Here is a 24,984-nt window from a genome sequence, read left to right on the forward strand (position 1 = left end):
AATGAGGTCCGTGATGTGAGAAGTCCCGGGAAGGCCCCCCTCACCGTCGTAGGGTGGGCCTCGGGACGGAAGGTGATCTCCGCAGGGGGACCACCCGCCGCGCCCCGAGCCTTCTCCCCGCCTCCGGCGGAGAGTCCCCTTGCCGCGAGGGAGGTCCAGTTCAGTGACCAGCCAGGTCAGTAGCGAGGCCGGTGAGGCCCTGGTCGGGGAGCAGCGCAGCGCCCCGGCGACGCCCCACCACGGCACCGAGAAGGAAGTGCGCCGGCTCGACCGGGTGATCATCCGCTTCGCGGGTGACTCGGGTGACGGCATGCAGCTCACGGGTGACCGCTTCACCTCGGAGACGGCGTCCTTCGGGAACGACCTCTCCACGCTGCCGAACTTCCCCGCCGAGATCCGGGCACCCGCCGGGACCCTGCCGGGGGTCTCGTCCTTCCAGCTCCACTTCGCCGACCACGACATCCTGACGCCGGGCGACGCCCCGAACGTGCTGGTCGCGATGAACCCGGCCGCCCTCAGGGCGAACATCGGGGACGTGCCGCGCGGTGGCGAGGTCATCGTCAACACCGACGAGTTCGCCAAGCGGGCGATGGCGAAGGTCGGCTACACGACCTCGCCCCTGGAGGACGGCTCGCTGGAGGGCTACCGGGTCCACCCGGTGCCGCTGACGACGCTGACCCTGGAGGCGCTCAAGGACTTCGGGCTGCCCCGGAAGGAGGCCGAGCGCAGCAAGAACATGTTCGCGCTCGGGCTGCTCTCCTGGATGTACCACCGTCCGACCGAGGGCACCGAGACGTTCCTGCGCCGGAAGTTCGCGAAGAAGCCCGAGATCGCCGAGGCCAACGTGGCCGCGTTCCGGGCCGGCTGGAACTTCGGCGAGACCACCGAGGACTTCGCCGTCTCCTACGAGGTCGCCCCGGCGACCCGGGCCTTCCCCACCGGCACCTACCGGAACATCTCCGGGAACCTGGCCCTCTCGTACGGCCTGGTCGCCGCCGCCCGCCAGGCGGACCTGCCGCTCTACCTGGGCTCGTACCCGATCACCCCGGCCTCGGACATCCTGCACGAGCTGAGCCGGCACAAGAACTTCGGCGTGCGCACCTTCCAGGCGGAGGACGAGATCGCCGGCATCGGGGCGGCGCTCGGCGCGTCCTTCGGCGGCTCGCTCGCCGTGACGACCACCTCCGGCCCCGGCGTGGCGCTGAAGTCCGAGACCATCGGGCTCGCCGTCTCGCTCGAACTGCCGCTGCTGATTGTCGACATCCAGCGCGGCGGCCCGTCCACCGGTCTGCCGACCAAGACCGAGCAGGCCGACCTGCTCCAGGCCATGTACGGCCGCAACGGCGAGGCGCCGGTGCCGGTCGTGGCCCCGAGGACGCCCGGCGACTGCTTCGACGCGGCCCTCGAAGCCGCCCGGATCGCGCTCACGTACCGCACGCCGGTCTTCCTGCTCTCCGACGGCTACCTGGCGAACGGCTCCGAGCCCTGGCGCATCCCGGACGTGGAGGAACTCCCGGACCTGCGGACGCTGTTCGCCACCGGGCCCAACCACACGCTCGCCGACGGCACCGAGGTCTTCTGGCCGTACAAGCGGGACCCGGAGACCCTCGCCCGCCCCTGGGCCGTGCCCGGCACCCCCGGACTCGAGCACCGCATCGGCGGCATCGAGAAGCAGGACGGCACCGGCAACATCTCGTACGACCCCGCCAACCACGAGTTCATGGTCCGCACCCGCCAGGCCAAGATCGACGGCATCGAGGTCCCGGACGTCGAGGTCGACGACCCGGACGGCGCGGGCACCCTGGTCCTCGGCTGGGGCTCCACCTACGGGCCGATCACGGCCGCCGTGCGCCGCATCCGGCGGGAGGGCGGTGCCGTCGCCCAGGCCCACCTGCGCCACCTCAACCCCTTCCCGAAGAACCTCGGCGAGGTCCTGGAGCGGTACGGGAAGGTCGTGATCCCCGAGATGAACCTCGGCCAGCTCGCCACCCTGGTCCGGGCGAAGTACCTCGTCGACGCCCGCAGCCACACCCAGGTCAACGGCATGCCGTTCAAGGCCGAGCAGCTCGCCGCCGTCCTCAAGGAGGCCATCGATGCCTGAGCCCACGGAGACCCTCCTCAGCCTGGTGCCGAAGGCCGAGGCCCAGCAGTCGATGAAGGACTTCAAGTCGGACCAGGAGGTCCGCTGGTGTCCCGGCTGCGGCGACTACGCCGTCCTCGCCGCCGTGCAGGGCTTCATGCCCGAACTCGGTCTGGCGAAGGAGAACATCGTCTTCGTCTCCGGCATCGGCTGCTCCTCCCGCTTCCCGTACTACATGAACACCTACGGGATGCACTCCATCCACGGCCGCGCCCCGGCCATCGCGACCGGCCTCGCGACCTCCCGCCGCGACCTGTCCGTCTGGGTGGTCACCGGCGACGGCGACGCGCTCTCCATCGGCGGCAACCACCTGATCCACGCCCTGCGCCGCAACGTGAACCTGAAGATCCTGCTCTTCAACAACCGGATCTACGGCCTCACCAAGGGCCAGTACAGCCCCACCTCCGAGCTCGGCAAGGTCACCAAGTCGACCCCGATGGGCTCCCTCGACGCACCCTTCAACCCGGTGTCGCTGGCGCTCGGCGCCGAGGCGAGCTTCGTGGCCCGGACGGTCGACTCCGACCGCAAGCACCTCACCGAGGTGCTGCGGCAGGCCTCCGAGCACGACGGCACCGCGCTGGTCGAGATCTACCAGAACTGCAACATCTTCAACGACGGCGCCTTCGAGGCCCTCAAGGACAAGGACCAGGCGCAGGAGGCCGTCATCCGTCTCACCCACGGAGAGCCGATCCGCTTCGGCGCCGGGAACGGGAAGGGCGTCGTCCGCGACCCGGCCACCGGCGACCTCCAGGTCGTCACGGTCACCCCGGAGAACGAGGCCCGGATCCTCGTCCACGACGCCCACGCGGCCTCCCCGACGACCGCGTTCGCCCTCTCCCGCCTGGCCGACCCGGACACCTTGCACCGGACGCCGATCGGCGTCCTCCGCTCGGTGGACCGTCCGGTGTACGACACGCTGATGGCGGAGCAGCTGGAGACGGCCGTGGAGCAGCAGGGCAAGGGCGACCTGGCCCAGCTGCTCACGGGCCGGGACACGTGGACGGTGGTCGGCTGACCGGGTTCAGCCGCGCTTCGCCGCCTCGGCGTACGGGCCGAGGCAGCGGGGCCGTCCGGAGCTGATCCGCCAGAGGCTCAGTCCGTCGAGGGTGGCGACCGCGCCCTCGGCGGCCATCGACTCGTAGTTCCGGCCCACGCCCCGGTACCGCCGGTCGGTGTTCATGAGCACGTTCGGCATCGCGGCGACCGGGTGCCCCGGGTTCCTCGCGAGGGCGGTGCGCAGGGCCTGTGCCAGCCAGTGCAGGGCGTCGTACGACTCGGTGGCGAAGCGGTCGACGGGGTCGGAGGCGGCGAGCCCCCAGCGCGCGCGGTACGCGGCGGCGAAGGCCTTCGCGGCCGGGACCGTGTCGGGGTCGATGTAGCCCGCCCCGAAGTACCACCCCTCGGCGGCCGGGCCCGCCTCGGTGAGGAACTCCGGCCGGAGCGCGGGCTCGACGCTTCCGCGGGGGCCCCGGTACCCCTGCCGCCCCAGTGCCTTGGCGCACAGGGCGGCCCGGCGCGGCGAGGTCCCGACGTACATCACGCCCGTCGGGGCGGCGGCGAGCGCGGCCCGGACCGCCGGGCCGAAGTCGTCGTCGTCGGCCTCCACCTGGTGCACGGTGACCGTGCCCCGGGCGGGAGGCGACTGCCGCAGGGCCTGGACCATGAGCCAGCCGAGGTCGCCGGCGGCGCGGTCGTCGATGACCGCGGTGCGGTCCCGGTGGTGCTCGGTGAGCCAGCGGCCGAACGGCGCGATCGACGCCTGGGCGTAGGGCCGTGCCTCGAAGTACGTGCGCAGGGCGGGCATCTGCCCTCGGATCGTGGTCCCGGGGGGAACCGCGGCCACCACGTCCAGCACCGGCACCCCCGCGTCGACGAGGGCGTTCGCCGTGGCGACGGCCGTGTCGGCGGTCGTCGGGCCGAGCACGGCGACCAGGGCGGGACGCTTGAGCAGGGCCTGGGCCGCAGCGGTGGACCGCTTCGGGTCCCCGCCGTCGTCCCGCACCTCGACCACCAGGTCGAAGGGCCGGTCCGCGCGGGCGTTGAAGGTCTCCTGGGCGAGGAGCAGTCCGCGCTGCTGGGCCCGCCCGTCCGCCGTGCCCGGGCCGCTGAGATCGGTGACCACGCCCAGGGTGTGCCTCCCCCGCGGTGCCGCGGTGCCGCCGGCGCCACCACTCGTGCCGCCCGTGCCGCTCGGGGGGTTGCGGCCGAGCAGCCAGGCGGTGAGGCCGCCCGTGGCCGCGACCGCGCCGGCGGCGCCGAGGGCCAGGAGGCGCCGCCGCGAGGTCCCGGCCGGCTCGCCGGGGTCGAGCGCCGTCGGGTCGGCGACGGGCAGGTCGAGGACCTGCGCGGAGCGCTGGGCGATCAGCGCGGGCAGGCCCGGCGGCAGCCAGTCGCCCGCCGCCGGCGTCTCGTACGGACCGAGGGCGTCCCGTACCTCGGCGGCGGTGGGCCGGTCCGCGGGGTCCTTGGCGAGGCACGCCTCGACCAGCGGGCGCAGTGCCTCGGGCAGGCCGTCGAGGTCGGGTTCCTCGTGGACGGTGCGGTAGACGACGGCGGCGACCGCGCCCGCGCCGAACGGGCGGCTGCCGGTCAGCGCGTACGCGAGGACGCAGCCGAGCGAGAAGACGTCGCTGGCAGGTCCGACCTCGCCGACGCCCAGGACGCGGGCCTGCTCGGGCGCGAGGAAGCCGGGCGTGCCGATCATCGCGTCGGTGGCGGTGAGCGCGGTGGCACCGCCGACCCGGGCGATGCCGAAGTCGATGAGCCGGGGTCCGTCGAGGGCGAGGAGGACGTTCCCCGGTTTGACGTCGCGGTGGACGAGTCCGGCCGCGTGCATGCCGTCGAGGGCGTCGGCCAGGCGTGCGCCGAGGACGCGTACGGTCGGCTCGGGCAGGGCGCCGTGCAGGGCGAGGGCCTCGGCGAGCGAGGGGCCGGGCACGTACTCGGTGGCCAGCCAGGGTTCGCGGGCCTCCGGGTCGGATCCGATGACCCGGACCACCCACCGGCCGCCGATGGTCCCCGCGGTGGCCGCCTCGCGGCGGAAACGGGCCCGGAAGCCGGGGTCGGCGGCGTGCTCGGCGCGGATGAGCTTGAGCGCGGCGAGCGCGCCGCCGGGGGACCGGGCGAGGTAGACGACGCCCATGCCGCCGGTGCCGAGCCGCCCGAGGAGCCGGTGCCCGGCGACGGCGGAGGGGTCGGACCTCTGGAGCGGCCGCACCTCAGGTCTTTCCGGGCTTGGTCTTCGCGGGTTCGGCGGGCGCCGCGCCGAGGTAGGTGTACGCCCCGTTCCGTACGCGGTAGAGGAAGGTGCCGACGCCGGACAGGTCGCCGTTCTTGTCGAACCCGTAGCCGCCCATGACCCCGGTGTACGTCCGCGCGCGCAGGGCCTCCCACGCGCCCTTGCGGGTGAGCGGGCCCAGGGCCGCGCGGGAGGTCAGCCAGGACGTGACCAGGTTGACCACGTCGAAGGACTCGCCGGTGTAGTAGGCCGGAGCGGTGCCGTAGCGCTTGCGGTGGGCGTCGACGAAGTCCTGGACGAGCGTGCGGTCGGCGGCCTTCTGCCGGGGGTCGGCGGCCCGTTGGACGGGGTCGATGACCGGCGCGCAGAGGTACCAGCCCTCGGCGGCGGCTCCGGCCTCCTGGATGAACTCCGTCCCGAAGACGTGCTGTCCGGTGAACCGTGCTCCGGTGAATCCGAGCCCGTCGAGGGCGCGGGCGGCGAGGACGGCCGTGGAGCGGACGCCGCAGTGGACGTACGTGTCCATGCCGGCGTCGATCATCTCGCCGAGGATCGAGCGGTAGTCGGTGGCGCGGCCCGGGACCACCCGGAAGTGCGGGGTGAGGCCGGCCTGCCGGTAGCCGAAGCGGGCGCCGCTGACGTACTGCCAGCCGTACTGGTCGTCGGTGCGCTCCTGGAGGACGCCGGGGCGTCCGACCCTCGGCAGCAGGGTGGTGGACCAGGCGAGGAAGGCCCCGGCCATGAAGTGGTTCGGGACGGCGCGCAGCACGGTGGTGTTCGCCGGGCCGGCGTCGCCGCGCAGGGTGAAGAGGTTGTATCCCGCCGAGGTGGTGAGGAGCGGCACGCCCGCCGCTTCGAAGGCGGGGAGCGCGGCGATGCCGGTGTCGTCCGAGGTGGGGCCGAGGACGGCCAGGACGGAGGGGTCGGAGGTGAGGCGGCGGGCGGCGGCGAGGGCGCCGGTGCGGTCGCCCCGGTCGTCGGAGACCTTGAGTTCGAGGGTGAAGGGCTTGCCCCGGTGGACGGAGTTGAACCGCTCGACGGCGAGCCGGGCGCCGCGTTCCTGGGCCCGGCCGATCTCCTGGGCGGGCCCGGAGAGGTCGGCGAGGACGCCGACGGCCCAGGTCTTCCGGGGGGCCGGCGCGGGGGTCTTCCCGTCTCCGGAGCCGTCCCGTCGGGAGTTCCACAGGGCGAGGGCGCCGCCGCCCGCCGCGAGCACGGCGGCCCCGGCGCCGAGCGTCAGGAAGCCGCGCCTGCTGGATCCGGCCGGGGCGGCGGGGTCCGTGCCGGGCGCGGTGGCGTCGATGTCGGGGAGCGCCAGCATGGCGGCCGAGCGGGCGGCGATGGTGGCGACGACGGGGGCGGGCAGCCAGTCGGCGGCGGCGCCGGGGGCGTCCTCGGTGAGCCGGGCGGCGACGTCCTCGGCGGTGGGCCGGGCGGCGGGGTCCTTGGCGAGGCACTGCCGTACGAGGCCGAGCAGGGGTTCCGGCAGGCCGGCGAGGTCGGGCTCGTCGTGCACGGTCCGGTAGAGGAGGGCGTCGAGGGCGCCGGTGCCGAAGGGCGGGCGGCCGGTCGCCGCGTACGCGAGGAGGCAGCCGAGAGCGAAGACGTCGGCGGCGGGGCCGATGTCGGCGGCGCGGGCCTCGGCCTGTTCGGGGGCGAGGAAGCCGGGGGTTCCGACGACCATGTCGGTCGCGGTCAGTCCGGTCTCGCCGGTGGCGCGGGCGATGCCGAAGTCGATGAGGCGCGGGCCGTCGACGGCGAGGAGGACGTTGCCGGGCTTGACGTCCCGGTGGACGAGCCCGGCCGTGTGCACGGCGGCGAGGGCGCGGGCGACGGCGCCGCCGAGGACGCGGACGCTCCGCTCGGGCAGCGGTCCGTGGGCGCCGACGGCTTCACCGAGGGACGGTCCGGGCACGAAGGCGGTCGCCATCCAGGGCTCGGGGGCGTCGGGGTCGGCGCCGGTGACGGGTACGGCCCAGGGGCTGGAGACCCGGCGGGCGGCCTCGACCTCGCGGCGGAAGCGGGCGCGGAACTCGGGCTGGTCGGCCTGGTCGCCGTGGGTGACCTTGACGGCGGCGAGCTCGCCGGTGTCGGTGCGGCCGAGGTAGACGACGCCCATGCCTCCGGCGCCGAGCCGGCCGAGGAGCCGGTAGCCGGCGATCGACGAGGGGTCCGAGGGCAGGAGCGTCCGCAGTGCCTCGGGGCCGGGACCGGGGGCCGGGGCAGGCAGGGAGGCCGGGCTCACGAGGTGGCTCCCATCCGCGTCTTGACGCGTTCTTCCATGGTGACCTGGGCCTGGGTCTGGACCGTGACGAGGTCCTCGGTGCGGCCGGGCGCGCCCTTGACGGCGGTGGCGATGGTGACCTGGCCGATGCGGACCTGGAACCAGCTGTAGCCCTGCCGCCCCTTGACGGCGTCGTCGAGGTAGAAGCCGCGTTCGGAGAGGGAGTCGCTCGCATGGGCGTTTCCGCCGATGCCGTAGGGCAGGCCGATGGACCCGAGGTCGACGATGCGTTCGCCCTGCCGCAGCTGCTGGTTCGGGCAGCGCAGCGCCTCCTCCAGGGTTTCGGCCATCTCCCAGTCGGCGTCGGATTCGGTGCGGTGCACGGTGACGACGGCGGCGACCCGGAGGGCGCCCTTGCCTCCGGCGGCCGGGATCTCGCTGTGGGCCGTGACGCTGGCGAGGACGGAGGAGGGAAGCGCGCCGGTCTCCCACGCGCAGTCCGTGTCGAGGACCGGCCAGGCGTCGGGGTCGCTGAGGTACGGGCTGCGCTTGACGTAGTCGGGGCCCCAGGCCTCGGGCTCCGCCACGATCTCCAGGGCCAGGCGGCGGGCCTCGGCGGCGTTCTTCGGGACGCGTCTCGGGTCCGGGGTGAAGTCGAGCGCGGTGGGCGTGGGTTTCCCGTCCGGGGTCGGCGCCCCGCTCGCCGTGGGGCTCGTACCGCCGCCGGTCTTCCCGCCCGCGCCGTCGTGCCCCGCCGAACAGCCCGCCAGCAGTAACGTGCCGCCGACCGCCGCCGCCCCGCAGGCGCGCACCAGTCTTCGCCCTGTCCCGACCACGATTCCCCCACGCACGGTCACAGACTCCCCGAATGGTGAGCAGATCGTACGCCTCGGGGCCCCAACACGCCCTGGTTACAACATCATTGGGACGCTTCCCGGACCACGTCGTAACGCACGCGCGCCTCCTCGACCGCGTCGAGGCTGTCGGCGGTCCACCGGGCGAGCTCCGAGACCCGGCGGGCTGCGTCCACCCCCAGCGCCGTGAGGCTGTAGTCGACGCGGGGCGGGATGACGGGCTGGGCGGCGCGGTGGACGAAGCCGTCGCGCTCCAGGGTCTGGAGGGTCTGCGTGAGCATCTTCTCGCTGACCCCGCCGATGGCGCGGCGCAGCTCGCTGAAGCGGTACGAGCGCTCCCCCAGCGCGATCAGGATCAGGACGCCCCAGCGGCTGGTGACGTGCTCCAGGACGCGGCGCTCGGGGCACATGGCGTCCACCACGACGGGCTGCGGCAGTCCGTACTCGGCCTTCTCACTTACTCCCATACCAGTACCTTACTTCAAAGTGGGTACTTACGAAAGGTTAGCGCCCGACATACGGTGAGTGCATCGCCCACCGCACCCCCCACGGGAAGAAGGAAGCACCATGAGCATCGTCGTCACCGGAGCCACCGGACAGCTCGGCCGGCTCGTCATCGACGCCCTCCTCACCGGCGGGTCCGCCGTCCCCGCCGGGTCCGTCGTCGCCGTGGTCCGCGACAAGGAGAAGGCCGCCGACCTCGCGGAGCGCGGGGTCGAGCTGCGGATCGCCGACTACAGCCGCCCGGAGACCCTGGCGGGGGCCTTCGAGGCCGGCGACCGGGTGCTGCTGATCTCCGGCAGCGAGGTCGGTCGCCGCGTGGCGCAGCACGCCGCCGTGATCGACGCCGCCAAGGCGGCGGGCGTGGCCCAGCTCGCCTACACCGGGATCCTCGGCGGCCCGGAGGCCGACTTCACGCTCGCCGACGAGCACAAGGCGACCGAGGAGCTGATCCTGGCGTCCGGCCTGCCGTACACCTTCCTGCGCAACGGTTGGTACTCCGAGAACTACACCGCGAACCTGGCCCCGGTCCTGGCGCACGGCGCCGTCGTCGCCAACGCCGGCGAGGGCCGGATCGCCTCCGCCTCCCGCGCCGACTACGCCGCCGCCGCGGCCGCCGTCCTGACGGGCCCGGCCGAGGAGCACCGGAACACGGCGTACGAGCTGAGCGGCGACACCGCCTGGTCCCTCGCCGAGTACGCGGCCGAGATCGCCGGTCAGACCGGCCGGGAGATCGTCTACAGCGACGTGCCCGCCGCGACCCACCTGGAGATCCTCACCGGCGCCGGGGTCCCCGCGCCCTTCGCCGAGATCCTGGTCGACGTGGACCGGGCCGTGGCGCTCGGCGCGCTCGCCCGGCGGACCGGCGACCTGGCGCGGCTGATCGGCCGCCCGACCACCCCGGTCGCCGAGTCGATCAAGGAGGCGCTGGCCGCCTCGTGACGTTGTCATGACCGTATAGCGGTACGGGCATGACAACCCGCCCCGTGCGGCGCTACCTTCGACGGGACAGCGCGGCACAGGGCGGGAGGTCCGGGTGAAGACCGAGAAGAACGAAGGAAGAGCAGGACTGCTCTACGGGATCGGCGCCTACGGCATGTGGGGACTGGTCCCGCTCTTCTGGCCGCTCCTGAAGCCCGCCGGAGCGGTCGAGATCCTCGCCCACCGGATGGTGTGGTCCCTGGCCTTCGTCGGCATCGCGCTGCTCGCGGTGCGCCGCTGGAGCTGGATACCCGAGCTCGTGCGCAGCCCGCGCAAGCTCGGCCTGATCACCGTCGCCGCCGCCGTGATCACCGTGAACTGGGGCCTGTACATCTGGTCCGTGAACACGGGCCACGTCGTCGAGGCCTCCCTCGGCTACTTCATCAACCCGCTCGTCACCATCGCCCTCGGCGTCCTCGTCCTGAAGGAGCGGCTGCGCCCCGCGCAGTGGGCGGCGGTCGGCGTCGGCCTCTCGGCCGTGGTGGTCCTCGCGGTGGGCGCCGGGCGGCCGCCCTGGATCTCGCTCACCCTCGCGTTCTCCTTCGCCGTCTACGGCCTGGTGAAGAAGAAGGTCAACCTCGGCGGCCTGGAGTCGCTCGCCGCCGAGACCGCCGTGCAGTTCCTGCCCGCCCTCGGCTACCTCGTCTGGCTGGGCACGACCGGCGGTCTGGCCTTCGGCTCCCACGGCGCCGGCCACACCGCGCTGCTCGCCGCCACCGGCATCGTCACGGCGGTGCCACTGGTCTGCTTCGGCGCCGCCGCCATCCGCGTCCCGCTGTCGACGCTCGGCCTGCTCCAGTACCTGGCGCCGACCTTCCAGTTCCTGCTCGGCGTCGTGTACTTCCACGAGGAGATGCCGCCCGAGCGCTGGGCGGGCTTCGCGCTGGTCTGGCTGGCCCTGACGCTCCTCACCTGGGACGCCCTCCGCACCGCCCGCAGGAGCCGCGCGGCGGTCGCGGCGGCCGCCGCGGCGTCCCCCGTGGAGCCCCTCCCCGTGGCCCCCGTGACCTCCGCGCCGTGAGCCTCCCGCCCCGGGCCCGGCCCGCCGGCGGCCGGGGCCGTCACACGTTCAGCAGGCCGTGCTCCCGGATCAGCCAGCAGACCGCCGTCAGGCGCAGGCTCGCGAAGTCGTGGCCCGCGGGCTCGGTCCACTCGGACTCGGAGAGCCGGTCGGTGAACCCGAGGACGTAGTCGGCGAGCTCCTCCCGGCGCAAGCTCAGGCCCTCCGGGCCCCGCCGGGCCGGGAGCAGCGCGTCGCACACGGCCGCCGCGTGCTGGTCGACGGCGGCCACGAGCCCCGGCTCGACGGAGAACTCCGAGAGCCGGGGCATGTACGTGGCGGCGACGTCGGTCAGCGGGCAGACGGGCGATTCGTTCATCCCTCCACATTAGGTGCGTACCGGGCGGTTCAGACCGTGACGTCCGTCGCAGCCTCCGGGACCTCCGTCCGCCGCCCGGCCCGTACCCCCGTCGCCGTGATCAGGGCGCCCAGCGTGACCATCACCACGGGCACGACGAGCGCCGCCCGGAAGCCGCCGAGGCCGCCGCCCGCGATGCCGTACACCGCCGTGACGGCCGCGATGCCGACCGCCGAGCCGAACTGGGTGGCCGTGGTGAGCAGGCCGCTCGCGAGTCCCTGCTCCTCCTCCGCGATCCCCTCGGTGCCGGCGATGGTGAGCGGTCCGTACGCGAGGGCGAAGGCGATCCCGGTGAGCAGCAGCGTCGGGAACATCGCCGCGTACGACCAGTCCGGCCCGACCGGCAGGAACAGCGCGTACGACACGACGGCGAGGACGAAGCCGCCGAGGATCACCCGCGCGTTCCCGAAGCGGGCCACGAGCCGGGGGGTCAGCGTCGGCGCGAGGACCGCGTCGCAGCCCATGACGAGCAGGGCGAGCGCCGTCTCCAGGGACGACCAGCCGCGCAGCTCCTGGAGGTAGAGGGTGGCCACGAACTGGAAGCCGAAGAAGGAGCCGACGAAGAGCAGGGCGCCCAGGTCGGCGCGGACCAGGGAGGCGCGGCGGAGGATGCCGAGCCGGACGAGCGGGACGGCGGCGCGGCGCTCGACGGCGACGAAGAGCCCGGCGAGGAGGAGCCCCCCGGCGGCCGCGGCGGCGGTGACGGTCCAGCCGTCGAGCCCGTGCTCCAGACGGACGACGCCGTAGGCGAGGAGCAGCATCGCCCCGGCGGCGGTGAGCGCCCCGGCGAGGTCGAAGCCGCCCTGGCCGCGGGCCGGGCGCGGCTCCTTCGGGACGAGCCGCAGCGCGGCGACGAGGAGCGCGGCGGCGAGCAGGACGGGGGCGAAGAAGACCCAGCGCCAGCCGAGCTGGGTGAGGAGTCCGCCGATGACGAGGCCGAGGGAGAAGCCGCCGGCGGCGGTGCCGGCGAAGACCAGGAGCGCCTGGTTGCGCTGGGGGCCCTCCTCGTACGAGGTGGTGATGATCGACAGGGCGGCGGGGGTCATGAAGGCGGCGGCGACGCCGGTGACGAAGCGGGCCAGGATGAGGGTCCAGCCCTGGTCGGCGAGGCCGCCGAGGCCGGAGAAGACCAGGAAGACGGCGAGCCAGCCGAGGAACATCCGGCGGCGGCCGAGCAGGTCGGCGGCTCTGCCGCCGAGGAGGGTGAAGCCGGCGTAGCCGAGGACGTAGGCGGACATGACCCAGGCGGCGGTGCCGGTGGTGAGGCCGAGGTCGGCGCGGACGGTGGGCACGGCGACGGCGAGCATGGCGACGTCGATGCCTTCGAGGAAGATCGTCCCGCAGAGGACGAGAAGCAGGCTCCAGGCGCGTAGGGACACAACTGTCTCCAGGACGAGGCGGGTCGGGGTGAGCGGTTACGAAGGAGGGGGTCGGTTCCCTCTTGTAACCACCTGCATCCTGCGGGAGGATCGGGTGCCATGGAAGAAGGCACTTCGAAGTACCCGAGTCACTGCGAGGGAACCTACGGAAGCGCGGGGGACCCCGACCCCTTCCAGTGGGACACGCGCGAGGACTGCGAGGTGCGGCAGATCCTCGACCGGGTCGCCGACAAGTGGTCCCTGCTCGTCATCGCCCTGCTCGACCGCCGCGTCCTGCGGTTCACCGAGCTCAAGCGGGAGATCGACGGCGTCAGCCAGCGCATGCTGACCGTGACGCTGCGCCAGCTGGAGCGCGACGGCCTCGTGAAGCGGACCGTCCATCCGGTGGTCCCGCCGCGCGTCGAGTACGAACTGACGGCGCTGGGAGCCACGTTGCACACCACGATCCGCTCCCTGGTGACCTGGACCGAGCGGCACCAGAACGAGATCGCCGCGGCCCGCGAGGCGTACGACGCGCGGGAGGCGGCGGGGGTGTGAGGCGGGTGCGTCGGGGGCGGGCCTGGCGTCGGGCGGCGGTGCGAGACGCAGCGTGAGCGGTCGGGCGCCCCCGGAAATCCGGTGGCCGCGCCCGCCGTTCTCCCCGCACCCTGAGGCGCATGGAAGAACCGAAGTACCGGATCCGCGCGCTCCACACCGACCGCACGGTCACCGTCTACCAGGCGTACCGGCCCGCGATCGGACGGCCCGCGGCCCGCGACGGGCGCTTCCCCGCCGAGTGGAAGCGGGACCGGATGACGTGGATCAAGCCGTCGTTCCTGTGGATGATGTACCGCTGCGGCTGGGGGACGAAGGAGGGCCAGGAGACCGTCCTCGCCGTCGAGATCACCCGCGAGGGCTTCGAATGGGCCCTGCGGAACGCCTGCCTCTCCCACTACGAGCGCGGCTTCCACCCCGACCAGGCCGCCTGGAAGCGGCAGTTGCGGCAGGCGCCGGCCCGGGTCCAGTGGGACCCGGAGCGCGACGCGCACCTGCGGCCGCTGCCGTACCGCTCGCTCCAGCTGGGCCTGTCGGGCGAGGCCTCCCGGCGGTACGCCGACGAGTGGACGGTCTCCGTCACCGACGTGACCGCCCTCGCCCACGAGGTCCACGGCCTGGTCCGGTCCGGCGACCTGGAGGCGGCCGCCCGGCTCCTGCCCCGGGAGACGCCCTACCCGGAGCCGGAGGGCCTCCTGGACCACCTGCGGGTTCAGCCGCCCGCGACGCCGAAGTTGAAGTCCCCGGTGCCGAGCACCCCGTAGAGCCGCAGCCACAGCGGCATCAGCTGCTCGGTGGCACGGGCGCTCGACAGCTCGCCGAGGTCGATGATGCGGTCGGCGGCCCAGCCGAAGGAGGCGAGCAGCTCCGCGACCACGGCCTTCGCGTCCGCGTCGTCGCCGCTCAGGAAGACGTTGTGGTGCCCGGGGACCCGGCCGGGCTCGACCATGACGGTGTTGGTCATGGTGTTGAGCGTCTTGACGACCCGCGCCTCCGGGAAGGCGGCCTGAAGGTGCTCGGCGACGCTCCTGCCGTCGGGCAGGCCGACCTCGGGCGGGAAGCCCCCGGAGAAGTCGAGCGCGTTGGACACGTCGATCAGGACCTTGCCGCGCAGGTTCGCCGCGCCCGCGGCCTCGACGGCGGCCAGGGACACGAGCCCGCCCGTCGCGTTGACGACCAGTTCGGCCGAGCCGGCCGCGTCGGCGAAGGTGCCGTGCGTCCCGCCGTGCTCCCCCGCCCACTTGGTGGCGTCCGCGTTGTCCGCGGTGCGGGACCCCAGGGCCACCTCGTGCCCCAGCGAGACCAGCTTGGTCGCGAGCCGTCGGCCGACCTCGCCCGTTCCCAGTACGGCGATCTTCATGTGCGTGCGCTCCTTCGGGGCGGGGAGGTCGAGGGAGCCCGACCCTAGTGCCTGCGGCCCCCCGCCGTCCGTCGCCCACCGTCCCGCCGTGCTCCCGCGTCACGCCACCGGCGGAAAATCCGGGTGCCGATCGCGCGCCGGACGGCCAGACTCCCCCGCATGAGCAGCACGTCCCCGGGAGACGGTCCGCCCTCCGAGCCGCCGCTCGTCCGCGAGGTCCACGGCCGGATCGCGTACATCGAGATCCTCGACCGCCCCCCCCCCCGATGATCCCCCGCGTGCTCGGCCCGGTGCCACCGCGCGCCCGGTCCGACCGCCAAGACACCCCCTAGGAGCGATCACCCCCCCATGGCGACCTTCGTGCACCTCACCCCCGGCGCGCACGCGGCGCGCGTGCGCCGTTCCGGGCTCCGGGCCGCCGGGCGCGGCGAGTGGCGCGGGGTGTTCCTCTTCCCCGTCCTCCCCTCGTACACCCTCACCCACCAGTGGCTGCGCGAGCTGTCCCGCCGGCCGGGCCCGCGCGGGTTCGTCGCCGTGCACGTGCGGCTCCCGGACGAGGAGCGGGTGCGCGTCGGCCGGTACAGCGACCGCGAGCCGGCCCTCGTGACGGCGGCGGAGGCGGTACGGCGGGTGGCACGGGCCCCGGACGCCCGGGGCTGGGAGGTGTTCCTGCCGCGGTCCGTCACCGCGGCCGAGGTGCGGCACATCCGGGCGGTGCGGCAGGTCAACGGCTGGCGCTACCGGCCCGACGTCCACGGCACCGCGCCCTGCCTCTGCTTCGGGTGCCGGGAGCGCGGGGGCTACGGCTCACGGCGGCTCGCGGAGCGCCGCCCGCACCCCCTCGACGGACCGCCGCCCCCGCCCCGGGTGCTCCTCGCGCGGCTGGAGGCGGCCCGGACGCGGGACGACACGGCGGCGCTGCTCCAGGCCCTGGAGGGCTACGCGCTGCGGCGGCGCGGCCCGCTGGCGCGGCTCGCCGGGCTCGCCGGGCACCCCGACCCGGAGGTGCGGATCGCGCTGGTCCAGGCGGTGGCGTACTGGTCGACGCCCGGAGTCCCGGAGCTGCTGCGGGAGTTGGGGCAGGACCCCGATCCCCGGGTCCGGGAGGCCGTCGCCGACGCCCTCGTCCGGTGAGCGAACGCACCTGACCGGTTTCCGCTCTTGACGTGAAGTCAAACTCTCACTGAACATTCAGCACGCACGACCGAACGACCGCACAACTGAACAACAGCGCACTCGCACAGCTCCAGCGCCTCGTGGCACCCACGCCCGAGGCGTCTCGCACGTTCCGTCCCATCCCCGTTCGGAATCCGGAGCCCCCACATGAACCTCTCCGTACCCAGACGCGTCACCGCGGCCGCCGCACTCGCGGCGCTCGCCCTCGGCGGACTGACCGGTACCGCCTCCGCCGGATCGCGGGCGGCCGTCGCCGCGCCCGACATCCCGCTGGCCAACGTCAAGCAGCACCTGGCGGACCTCCAGTCGATCGCCACCGCCAACGGCGGCAACCGCGCCCACGGCCGCACCGGCTACAAGGCGTCGATCGACTTCGTGAAGGCGAAGCTGGACGCCGCCGGCTACACGACCACCCTCCAGACCTTCACCTCCAGCGGCGCCACCGGCTACAACCTGATAGCCGACTGGCCGGGCGGCGACCCGAACCAGGTCCTGATGGCCGGTTCGCACCTCGACTCGGTCACCGCCGGTCCCGGCATCAACGACAACGGCTCCGGGTCCGCCGCGACCCTGGAGACCGCGCTCGCCGTCTCCCGCGCGCAGCTCCAGCCGACGAAGCACCTGCGCTTCGGCTGGTGGGGCGCCGAGGAGCTCGGGCTCGTCGGGTCGAAGTACTACGTGAACAACCTGCCCGCCGCCGAGCGTTCAAAGATCAGCGGCTATCTGAACTTCGACATGATCGGCTCGCCGAACCCGGGCTACTTCGTCTACGACGACGACCCCACGATCGAGCAGACCTTCAAGACCTACTTCTCCGGGCTCGGGATACCCACCGAGATCGAGACCGAGGGCGACGGCCGCTCCGACCACGCGCCCTTCAAGAACGTGGGCATCCCCGTCGGCGGGCTCTTCTCCGGCGCCGACTACACCAAGACCTCGGCGCAGGCCCAGAAGTGGGGCGGCACGGCCGGCCAGGCCTTCGACCGCTGCTACCACGCGTCCTGCGACACCACGGCGAACATCAACGACACCGCCCTGGACCGCAACGCCGACGCCATCGCGTACGCGATCTGGAACCTGTCCGCCGGCACGACGACCCCGCCGACGGGCAAGGTCTTCGAGAACACCGCCGACGTCTCCGTCCCGGACAACGGCGCCGCGGTGACCTCCTCGGTGACGGTCACCGGCGTCACGGGCAACGCGCCCTCGACGCTCAAGGTCGGCGTGGACATCGTCCACACCTACATCGGCGACCTGATCGTCGACCTGATCGCCCCCGACGGCTCCGTCTACAACCTGCACAACCGGGCCGGCGGCAGCGCGGACAACATCAACCAGACCTACACCGTCAACGCCTCCTCCGAGGTCGCCAACGGCGTCTGGAAGCTCCGCGTCCAGGACAAGGCCTCGGCCGACACGGGATACATCAACAGCTTCAAGCTGACCTTCCCGTAAGCCTCCCGCGAGGCGTGAAACTCCCGGGTGGGTCGGTGAATTCCGCCCCCGACCCGCCCGGGGTCCCAACTCGGCCGCCGCGCGCAGGTGTTACTCGCCGACGTTGCCTGCCGGCGCTGCTTCCCGGCGTTACTTCCCGGCGTTCGCCGCGTCCACCAGCGCGTCCTTCGTCACCGCGCCGACGTAGACCTTGCCGTCGTCGGTGAGGAGCGCGTTCACCAGCTTCGTGCTGAAGACGGTGCCGGAGCCGAACTTGCCGGTGACCTTGTCGCCGAAGGAGTCCAGGAAGCCCTGGATCTCCTTCGGCGCCTCGTCGGTCCCGGGCGCCGGCGCGCCCGTGTCGAGCTTCGCGATGGCCGTCCAGCCCTCGCCGATGACGTTGACGCCCTCCCCGGAGTCCCCGAAGTCCCCGAAGCCCTTCCCGAGGCCGGGGAAGCCCTCCTCGAAGCCCTTGGGCAGGTCGCCGCCGGACTCCTCCGCCGCCTTCTCCGCCGCGCCCTCGGTGACCTTGGTGCCCTGGGGTGCCTCGAAGGTGAACTCGGAGGCGGCCGGCCGGCCGAAGTCGACCTTCGTGAAGCCGGCGTCGACGACCGGCTTGCCGCCCTGGACCGAGGAGAGGGTGAACTTCAGCGGGGTGCCGTTCGCCGCGTCCACCGCGATCTTCACGGACTCGACCGTCGAACCGCTCTGCTTCGGCTTGATCACCAGCTGGTACGCGTCCCGGCCGGCCACCTTCGCCGTCCCGCCGACCGTGATCGACGTGGTGTCGCCCGCGGCCTTCAGGACCTCGTCGGCGAGCTCCTTGGGGGTGCCGGGGAGCTTCTGCTCCTTCTCGGGGGCGCCGGACGCCGCGCCCTTCTCGTGGAAGGCCTCCTTCGACCTGCTGTCGTAGCCCCAGACGTCGTCGCCGTTGTGGATCAGGCTGTACTCGTCGGAGCCGTCGAGCAGCGTGAGCCGCTGGCGCTCGGGGCCGTCCGCCGCCACGCGCAGGGTGTGGGTGCCCGAGACGAGCTCGGTGAGCTTCTCGGTCGGGTCGGCGGACGAGGAGCCGCCCCCGCCGCCCAGGCCCCCGAGGCCGGACGCCAGGCCGCCGAGGGACGGCAGCCCCAGGTCGGTGGAGATCCGGAAGGTGCCGGACAGGGTCTGGGTGTCCGAGGCGGCGATCTTCTCGATCAGCTGCTGGGCCGTGATCTCCGGCAGGTCCGGGTCACCGGACGCCGCCAGCGCCGGGACGAGCCCGATGGTCGCCGCGGCCACTCCTGCCACCGCGACCGGGACGACGAACCGGCTCGCCTTACGGGTCTCTGCCATGGTCTCCGTTACCTCCGTGCCGTGCTGCCCCTGTGGATGATGTCTCCATCTCACCAGGACGGCGGAGCGGAAGCGTCAGACCCCGGGATCAACCTCACGTACTGCTTCGGGATGACCCGACCCTGAGAAGGGCCGGGCGTCGCGGGGCGGAACGGGAGCGCGACGCCCCCCCAGGGCGTGTCGTGACACTCCCTAGCCCGCCCGGTGGACCACCGCGTCGCACATCTCGGCCAGGGCCGCCTTCGCGTACCCCTCGGGCAGCGGCGCCAGCATCGCGCGCGCCTCCTCCGCGTACCGCACGGTGTCCCGGCGCGCCTGCTCCAGGGCGGGGTGGGCGCGCAGCCGCCGCAGGGCCTCCGCGTGCCGCTCGTCGTCGCCGAGGTCGCCGTCGATCAGGGCGACGAGCTCCAGGTCCTCCGGGCGCCCGTGGGCGGCCGCGGCGGCCCTCAGGCGGAGGACGGGGAGGGTCGGGATGCCCTCGCGGAGGTCGGTGCCGGGGGTCTTGCCGGACTCGTGGGAGTCGGAGGCGATGTCGAGGACGTCGTCGGCGAGCTGGAAGGCGACGCCGAGCCGCTCGCCGTACTGGGTGAGGGTGTCGACGACGCTGTCGTCGGCGCCGGCCATCATGGCGCCGAAGCGGCAGGAGACGGCGACGAGGGAGCCGGTCTTGCCGCCGAGGACGTCGAGGTAGTGGTCGACGGGGTCGCGGCCGTCCGTCGGACCGGCGGTCTCCAGGATCTGACCGGTGACGAGCCGTTCGAACGCCTCGGACTGGATGCGTACGGCCTCGGGACCGAGGTCCGCGAGCGTGTGCGAGGCGCGGGCGAAGAGGAAGTCACCCGTGAGGACGGCGATCGAGTTGCCCCAGCGGGTGTTGGCGCTGTCCACACCCCGGCGGACGTCGGCCTCGTCCATGACGTCGTCGTGGTAGAGCGTGGCCAGGTGGGTGAGCTCGACCACCACGGCGGAGGGCACGACGCCCGGCGCGTAGGGGTCGCCGAACTGGGCGGCGAGCATCACGAGCAGCGGGCGGAAGCGCTTGCCCCCGGCGAGCACGAGGTGCTGCGCGGCCTCCGTGATGAAGGGGACATCGCTCTTGGTGGCGTCCAGGAGGCCCGCCTCCACGGCCGCCAAACCGGTCTGGACATCGGCCTCAAGAGCCTGGTCCCGCACGCTAAGACCGAACGGCCCGACGACGGTCACGAGGGGGTCTCCTGTCTGCTGACGCCTGCTGACGATCACACGGATTGTTCACATGGACTGTTGACGATCACATGGATTGTCGATGTGTCGCTCGATTCACTCAAGCCAGCGTATCCGGTCACCTTTCGATCACCGTGGGCGCCTTCCCGTCGCCCCCGGTATGTTCGGGATCAGCTCATACGACCAGGAGTAAGCGTTTTGTCCCGAACAACGATCGACACCGATCCGAACGGCGAGCAGCCGCCCCCCGAGGACGACCGCGCCTTCCTCGGGCACCCAAGGGGTCTGCTGACCCTCTCCGGCCTGGAGGTCTGGGAGCGGTTCTCCTTCCTCGGCATGCAGGCGATCCTCGTCCTCTACTTCGCCGCCACCGCCGCCGAGGGCGGCCTCGGCATGGACCCGGGCACGGCGGCCTCCGTCGCCGCCGCCTACGGCACCCTCGTCTACCTCGTCTCGGTGGCCGGCGGCTGGCTCGCCGACCGTATCCTCGGCTCCTACCGCGCGGTCCTCTGGGGTGGCATCCTCATCGCCTGCGGGCACTACGCCATGGCCGTGCCGACGGGTGCCATGACCTGGGTCGGACTCGGCCTGATCAGCGCCGGCACCGGACTGCTCAAGCCGAACGTGGCCACGATGGTCGGCAAGCTCTACCGCACCGACGACGACCGCCGCGACGCCGGTTTCGCGCTCTACTACATGGCGATCAACATCGGCGCCTTCGCGGGCCCCCTGATCACCGGCTGGCTCGCCGACCACGAGGGCTACCACTGGGGCTTCTCCGCCGCCGCCCTCGGCATGACCCTCGGCCTGATCCAGTACGTCGCGGGCCGCCGTCACCTGGCCGGACGCAAGCACGCCGCCGAGTTCGCGCTGGCCCCCGACGCCCTGCGCCGCGCGGTCCGGATGATCATCGTCGGCGCCCTCGTCACCGCCGTCCTCGCCACGGTCCTCGCGCTCGCCGGCTGGCTCACCATGGACCGGTTCGTGGACGTGCTCACGGTGATCTCGGTGATCGCCCCGGTCGTCTACTTCTGGGTGATGTTCACCAGCCCCCGGGTCACGGCCGAGGAGCGCGGCCGCCTCCGGCCGTACATCGTGCTCTTCCTGGCGTCGGTGGTGTTCAACTTCATCCTCTTCCAGGCGTACTCGACGATGATCCTGCTGGCCTCCACGAACGCCCGCACGACCATCCTCGGCTTCGACTTCCCCGCGAGCTGGTACGCCTCGGCCCTGGGCGCCTTCGAGGTCCTCCTCGCCCCCGTGGTGGCCGCCGTCTGGGCCCGGATGGGGCACCGCCAGCCGCACGCCTCCAACAAGATCGCCTACGGCGTGATCCTCGGCGGCCTGTCCTTCCTCCTGATGGTCCTGCCGACCTCCGGGCACGCCGACGACACGTACCGGATGGCCGCGTGGTGGATCGTGGGCTCGTACCTGCTGCTCGGCCTCGGCGACGTGCTCCTGGAGACCTCCGGCATGTCCGCCACCAGCAAGCTCGCCCCCAAGGCCTTCTCCAGCCAGACCATGTCGCTCTGGTTCCTCTCCCTCGCCCTCGCGAACGGCATCCAGGCCCAGACCGTGAAGCTCTACGACGACGTCTCCAAGCCCGTCTACTTCGGCGTGAACGGCGCCGTCGCCGTCGTCGCCGGCCTCGTCGTGATCGCCCTGGCGCCCTGGCTGCGCCGCACCATGCACCCCGTCCACTGAGGTGACCTGATGACGAAGATCCGTACCGACTTCCCGTACGAGACCCGCCACGAGGACATCCGCATCCCGCTGCCCGACGGGACGAGGCTGTACGCGCGCGTGTGGCGCCCGCTCACCGACGAGCCGGTACCGGCGCTCCTGGAGTACCTGCCGTACCGCCTCACCGACTGGACCGCCCCGCGCGACTGGCAGCGCCACCCCTGGTACGCGGGCCACGGCTACGCCTCCGTGCGGGTCGACGTCCGCGGCCACGGCAACAGCGAGGGCCTGCCCGGCGACGAGTACGACCCGGTCGAGCTCGCCGACGGCGTCGCCGTCGTGAACTGGCTCGCCGAGCAGGACTGGTGCACCGGCAAGGTCGGCATGTTCGGGATCTCCTGGGGCGGCTTCAACTCGCTCCAGATCGCCGCCCTCGCCCCCGAACCGCTCAAGGCGGTCGTCACCGTCTGCTCCACCGACGACCGCTACGACAACGACGTCCACTACATGGGCGGCTCGGTCCTCGGCGTCGACATGCACGCCTGGGCCGCCACCATGCTCGCCTTCGTCTCCCGGCCCCCGGACCCGCTGTACGCGGGCGAGGAGTGGCGCGAGCTGTGGCTGCGGCGCCTGGCGGCCGTCGAACCGCTCATCCACACCTGGCTCGCCCACCAGACCCGCGACGCCTACTGGAAGCACGGCAGCGTCTGCGAGGACTACGGGGCGATCCGGGCCGCCGTCCTCGCCGTCGGCGGCTGGCACGACCCGTACCGCGACACCGTCCTGCGGCTCGCCCACCACCTCCCCCAGGACCGGGTGCGCGGCATCATCGGCCCCTGGTCCCACCAGTACCCCGACCGGGGCCTGCCGCCGGGACCGGCGATCGGCTTCCTCCAGGAGACCCTGCGCTGGTGGGACCACCACCTCAAGGGCGCCGAGAACGACGTGATGGCCGAGCCGCTGCTGCGGACCTGGATCAGCGACTCGCACCCGCCGGCCACCGTCTACGAGGAGCTGCCCGGCCGCTGGGTCACCGACCCCGCCTGGCCCTCCCCGCACGTCACCCCCGTCACGTACGGCTTCCAGGGCGCCCCCGTCGTGGTCGACTCGCCCCAGCAGACCGGCCTCGACGCGGGCCGCTTCTTCCCCTTCGGCAACGACGCCGACCTGCCGCCCGACCAGCGCGACGAGGACGCCCACTCGGCCTGCTTCGACTTCCCCGTCCCCGAGGACGGCGGCCCCCTGTGGATCCTGGGGCGGCCCTCCGTACGCCTCGCGCTGCGCACCGCGGCCCCCACAGGACAGGTGATCGCCCGGCTCTGCGACGTCGCCCCGGACGGCTCCTCCACCCTGGTCACCCGGGGCGCCCTGAACTTCTCCGCCCGCTACGGCCGCGACCGGGCCGTGGAGGCCCAGATCGGCGAGACGGAGAACTTCGACTTCGAGCTGAACGGCATCGGGCACGCCTTCGCGCCCGGCCACCGGGTCCGCCTCGCCGTCTCCTCCACGTACTGGCCGTGGATCTGGCCCCAGCCCGACGCCGCCGGCTTCACCCTCGACCCGGCCGGCTCCTCGCTGACCCTGCCGGTCCGGGCGCACACCGAGGACGCCGTCACGTGGGAGGAGCCCGAGCAGTCCCCGCCCCTCGGGGTGGTCTACCCGCGCACCCTGGAGGAGCCGCGGCCGGAGCGCGTGGTGGTCCGTGACGTGGCCCGGGGCGAGTGGACCCTGGAGGTCGACCCGAAGTACGGCGGCACGCGCGTGTACCCGGACGGCCTGGAGTTCACCGAGGACGCCGTGGAGACCTACACGATCGAGGAGAGCGGCCCGCTGTCCGCGCGGACCCGCTCGGAGTGGTCGGTCCGGCTGCACCGCCCCGAGCTCGCCTGGGACGTCACGATCGACACCCGCTCGGAGATCTCCTGCGACGCCGACGTCTTCCTGACCGAGAACGAGGTCGTGTGCAAGGAGGGCGGCGAGGTCGTCTTCCACCGGACCTGGGAGAAGAGGATCCCCCGCACGGCGGGCTGAACTCACGCCGTACGGGGGACCGGTCAGGTGTTACGCCTGCGCGCCGGCCTTGCGGCGGCGGGCGACGACCAGCGCGCCGGCGCCCAGGGCGACGGCCCCGGCGGCGGCGTAGCCGAGCGGCAGGGTGTCGTTCGCGCCGGTGGCGGCGAGGGTGCCGTTCACCGGGGTGTTCGACGAGCCGCCCTGCTGGGTGGTGTTCGAGTTGCCACCGGTGGTGACGCTCGGGGCCGGGGTCGGCGTCGTCTCCGACGGCTTCGGCTCCGGCTTGTCGCCCTTGTCGGCGGCGAGGATGTCGAAGGTCGCGTTCGCGAAGTCGTCGCCGATGCCGCAGCTGCCGTCGTTGTTCTCGTACTCGCCGTAGGCGAAGACCATGCCCTTGCCGGCGGCGGCCTTGGCGTCGACGGTGAGGCGGAGCTTCACGTCGTAGCTGGCGCCCTTGGCGAGCTTGCCGACCTCGATGGAGTCGAACTCCTCGCTGAACTTCGTCCACTCCAGGACGTCCGGGGAGGACCACTCGAGCGGGAGGACGAGCTCGGAGAAGTCCGTGTCCTCGTCGATCTCCTCGCCGGCCGCGGGCTGCCGCATGGCGTTCGCGTAGGCGTTGACCACGTCCAGGGCGTGGTCGGAGGTGTTGGTGACGCGCAGCGAGAAGACGGTGGGCTTCCCGGCGGTGACCTTCTCCGGTCCGGTGAGCGTGACCTTGACAGCGGAGTCCTCCGTGCACTCCTCCCCGATCTCCTCGTAGAAGGCGAGCTCCTCCTTGGCGTCGTCGAGGTCCTTCTTGGCGGCCTTCTCGACCTTCTCGGCGCTCTTGACCGCGCGGTCGGCGGAGTCCTTGGCGGCGGCGAGGGCGGCCGTGTCCTTCTTCAGCTTCTCGGCGGGGGCGGTCTGCGCGGCGACGGCCGCGTCGACGGCGGCCTTGGCGGCCGTCACGGCGTCGGCGGCGGCCTTCTTCTCCTCGTCGGTCGCCGTCTCAGGAAGGTCCGCCACGGCCTTCTCGGCCGTGGCGAGCGCCTCGTCGGCGGCCGTCTTCTTGGCGGCGGCCTCGTCGACGGCCTTCTGGGCGTCGGCGACCGCGACCACGAGGGCGTGCTGGGCGTCGTCCAGGGCCTTGCGGTCCTCGGTGGCCTTGCCGAGGTCGGTGACGGCCTCGTCGTACGCCTTCTGCGCCGCGGCGACGGCGGCCTTCAGTTCATCGAGGGACGGCATGTCGTCCTCGGGGTCGTCCTCGTGGGACGCGGGCTTCGTCGGCGCGGAGGTGGGCTTGGTGTCGGCGAACGCCGGGGCGGCCGAGAGGAACACGACCGGGGTGGTCACGGCTGCGGCCACGGCGGTCGCCAGGATGCGACGGATCTTCACGTTGTGGACCTTTTCCTGGTCAGAGAAAGACAGCGAAGAATGTGGTGGGCGCGCGCCCGCGGCTCCGTCACGCGGCGCGACACCACGGTGATCGTAGGGCCGGACAGGCGCCCGCGGCAGCCCTGTTCTCCCAGCTC

20 protein-coding genes are annotated in these 24,984 nt (G+C 73.0%); 10 read left to right on the top strand and 10 right to left on the bottom strand.

The window, feature by feature from the left end; all coding sequences use genetic code 11:
* The first annotated feature begins 163 nt into the window (after positions 1-163).
* Positions 164-2,101: a 2-oxoacid:acceptor oxidoreductase subunit alpha gene (locus ACFYXU_RS04945; protein WP_389456506.1), complete on the top strand. Its 1,938-nt coding sequence runs from the start codon at positions 164-166 to the stop codon at positions 2,099-2,101.
* The gene (locus tag ACFYXU_RS04950) at positions 2,094-3,155 is read left to right on the top strand and encodes a 2-oxoacid:ferredoxin oxidoreductase subunit beta (RefSeq protein ID WP_376507457.1); all 1,062 of its coding nucleotides are present in this window, start codon (positions 2,094-2,096) and stop codon (positions 3,153-3,155) included. The genes ACFYXU_RS04945 and ACFYXU_RS04950 overlap by 8 nt, the downstream gene beginning before the upstream one ends.
* A gap of 6 nt (positions 3,156-3,161) precedes the next feature.
* Here the strand turns inward: ACFYXU_RS04950 and ACFYXU_RS04955 are convergent, their stop codons facing one another.
* From ACFYXU_RS04955 to ACFYXU_RS04970, 4 genes are all read right to left on the bottom strand, one after another.
* Positions 3,162-5,357: a bifunctional serine/threonine-protein kinase/ABC transporter substrate-binding protein gene (locus ACFYXU_RS04955; RefSeq protein ID WP_389456508.1), complete on the bottom strand. Its 2,196-nt coding sequence runs from the start codon at positions 5,355-5,357 to the stop codon at positions 3,162-3,164.
* Position 5,358: 1 nt separating this feature from the next.
* The gene (locus ACFYXU_RS04960; protein WP_389456510.1) at positions 5,359-7,623 is read right to left on the bottom strand and encodes a bifunctional serine/threonine-protein kinase/ABC transporter substrate-binding protein; all 2,265 of its coding nucleotides are present in this window, start codon (positions 7,621-7,623) and stop codon (positions 5,359-5,361) included.
* Positions 7,620-8,414, bottom strand: coding sequence for a hypothetical protein (locus ACFYXU_RS04965; protein ID WP_389407488.1), 795 nt, complete (start codon positions 8,412-8,414; stop codon positions 7,620-7,622). Before ACFYXU_RS04965 ends, ACFYXU_RS04960 begins: the two co-directional genes overlap by 4 nt.
* 107 nt (positions 8,415-8,521) lie before the next feature.
* A complete protein-coding gene (locus ACFYXU_RS04970; RefSeq protein ID WP_389456512.1) occupies positions 8,522-8,923 on the bottom strand; it encodes a winged helix-turn-helix transcriptional regulator in 402 nt (133 codons plus the stop codon).
* Between the two features lie 100 nt (positions 8,924-9,023).
* Between ACFYXU_RS04970 and ACFYXU_RS04975 the strand changes: the two genes are divergently transcribed.
* Both ACFYXU_RS04975 and rarD read left to right on the top strand, forming a co-directional pair.
* Entirely contained in the window at positions 9,024-9,899 is an 876-nt protein-coding gene (locus tag ACFYXU_RS04975; protein ID WP_376507453.1) for an NmrA family NAD(P)-binding protein, read from the top strand.
* A gap of 154 nt (positions 9,900-10,053) precedes the next feature.
* Positions 10,054-10,959, top strand: coding sequence for an EamA family transporter RarD (gene rarD, locus ACFYXU_RS04980; RefSeq protein WP_376507494.1), 906 nt, complete (start codon positions 10,054-10,056; stop codon positions 10,957-10,959).
* A gap of 40 nt (positions 10,960-10,999) precedes the next feature.
* On the opposite strand, the gene ACFYXU_RS04985 is transcribed toward rarD, so the two are convergent.
* Both ACFYXU_RS04985 and ACFYXU_RS04990 read right to left on the bottom strand, forming a co-directional pair.
* Entirely contained in the window at positions 11,000-11,317 is a 318-nt protein-coding gene (locus tag ACFYXU_RS04985; protein WP_389407490.1) for a DUF6401 family natural product biosynthesis protein, read from the bottom strand.
* Positions 11,318-11,346: 29 nt separating this feature from the next.
* The gene (locus tag ACFYXU_RS04990; RefSeq protein WP_376507451.1) at positions 11,347-12,735 is read right to left on the bottom strand and encodes an MFS transporter; all 1,389 of its coding nucleotides are present in this window, start codon (positions 12,733-12,735) and stop codon (positions 11,347-11,349) included.
* 99 nt (positions 12,736-12,834) lie between these two features.
* Between ACFYXU_RS04990 and ACFYXU_RS04995 the strand changes: the two genes are divergently transcribed.
* Complete coding sequence (locus tag ACFYXU_RS04995; protein WP_361393173.1) at positions 12,835-13,272, top strand: helix-turn-helix domain-containing protein; 438 nt, start codon at positions 12,835-12,837, stop codon at positions 13,270-13,272.
* Positions 13,273-13,391: 119 nt separating this feature from the next.
* Positions 13,392-14,033, top strand: coding sequence for a DUF4291 domain-containing protein (locus ACFYXU_RS05000; protein WP_376507450.1), 642 nt, complete (start codon positions 13,392-13,394; stop codon positions 14,031-14,033).
* Here ACFYXU_RS05000 and ACFYXU_RS05005 read toward each other — a convergent pair.
* Positions 13,982-14,629 carry an NADPH-dependent F420 reductase gene (locus ACFYXU_RS05005; protein ID WP_389407492.1) on the bottom strand — a complete coding sequence of 216 codons (648 nt, stop codon included), beginning with the start codon at positions 14,627-14,629 and terminating at the stop codon, positions 13,982-13,984. The genes ACFYXU_RS05000 and ACFYXU_RS05005 overlap by 52 nt on opposite strands.
* A 348-nt stretch (positions 14,630-14,977) precedes the next feature.
* Here ACFYXU_RS05005 and ACFYXU_RS05010 point away from each other — a divergent pair, with 348 nt between their 5' ends.
* Both ACFYXU_RS05010 and ACFYXU_RS05015 read left to right on the top strand, forming a co-directional pair.
* The gene (locus ACFYXU_RS05010) at positions 14,978-15,763 is read left to right on the top strand and encodes a HEAT repeat domain-containing protein (RefSeq protein WP_389407494.1); all 786 of its coding nucleotides are present in this window, start codon (positions 14,978-14,980) and stop codon (positions 15,761-15,763) included.
* Between the two features lie 189 nt (positions 15,764-15,952).
* Positions 15,953-17,260, top strand: a complete 1,308-nt coding sequence (locus tag ACFYXU_RS05015; protein ID WP_376507446.1) for a M28 family metallopeptidase — start codon at positions 15,953-15,955, stop codon at positions 17,258-17,260.
* A gap of 129 nt (positions 17,261-17,389) precedes the next feature.
* Here ACFYXU_RS05015 and ACFYXU_RS05020 read toward each other — a convergent pair whose 3' ends face one another.
* Together ACFYXU_RS05020 and ACFYXU_RS05025 are read right to left on the bottom strand one after the other, a co-directional pair.
* Positions 17,390-18,571 (bottom strand): outer membrane lipoprotein carrier protein LolA, encoded by a 1,182-nt coding sequence (locus ACFYXU_RS05020; RefSeq protein ID WP_376507445.1) that lies wholly within the window; start codon positions 18,569-18,571, stop codon positions 17,390-17,392.
* A gap of 192 nt (positions 18,572-18,763) precedes the next feature.
* Positions 18,764-19,774, bottom strand: a complete 1,011-nt coding sequence (locus ACFYXU_RS05025) for a polyprenyl synthetase family protein (protein ID WP_376507444.1) — start codon at positions 19,772-19,774, stop codon at positions 18,764-18,766.
* A gap of 198 nt (positions 19,775-19,972) precedes the next feature.
* On the opposite strand from ACFYXU_RS05025, the gene ACFYXU_RS05030 reads away from it, so the two are divergent.
* Positions 19,973-21,478: a peptide MFS transporter gene (locus tag ACFYXU_RS05030; protein WP_376507443.1), complete on the top strand. Its 1,506-nt coding sequence runs from the start codon at positions 19,973-19,975 to the stop codon at positions 21,476-21,478.
* A 9-nt stretch (positions 21,479-21,487) separates the two neighbouring features.
* A complete protein-coding gene (locus tag ACFYXU_RS05035; RefSeq protein WP_361393155.1) occupies positions 21,488-23,488 on the top strand; it encodes a CocE/NonD family hydrolase in 2,001 nt (666 codons plus the stop codon).
* Between the two features lie 30 nt (positions 23,489-23,518).
* Here ACFYXU_RS05035 and ACFYXU_RS05040 read toward each other — a convergent pair whose 3' ends face one another.
* Positions 23,519-24,847 carry a peptidase gene (locus ACFYXU_RS05040; protein ID WP_389407495.1) on the bottom strand — a complete coding sequence of 443 codons (1,329 nt, stop codon included), beginning with the start codon at positions 24,845-24,847 and terminating at the stop codon, positions 23,519-23,521.
* Between the last annotated feature and the right edge of the window lie 137 nt (positions 24,848-24,984).

Source organism: Streptomyces sp. NPDC002232 (assembly GCF_042890295.1).
Lineage (GTDB): Bacteria > Actinomycetota > Actinomycetes > Streptomycetales > Streptomycetaceae > Streptomyces.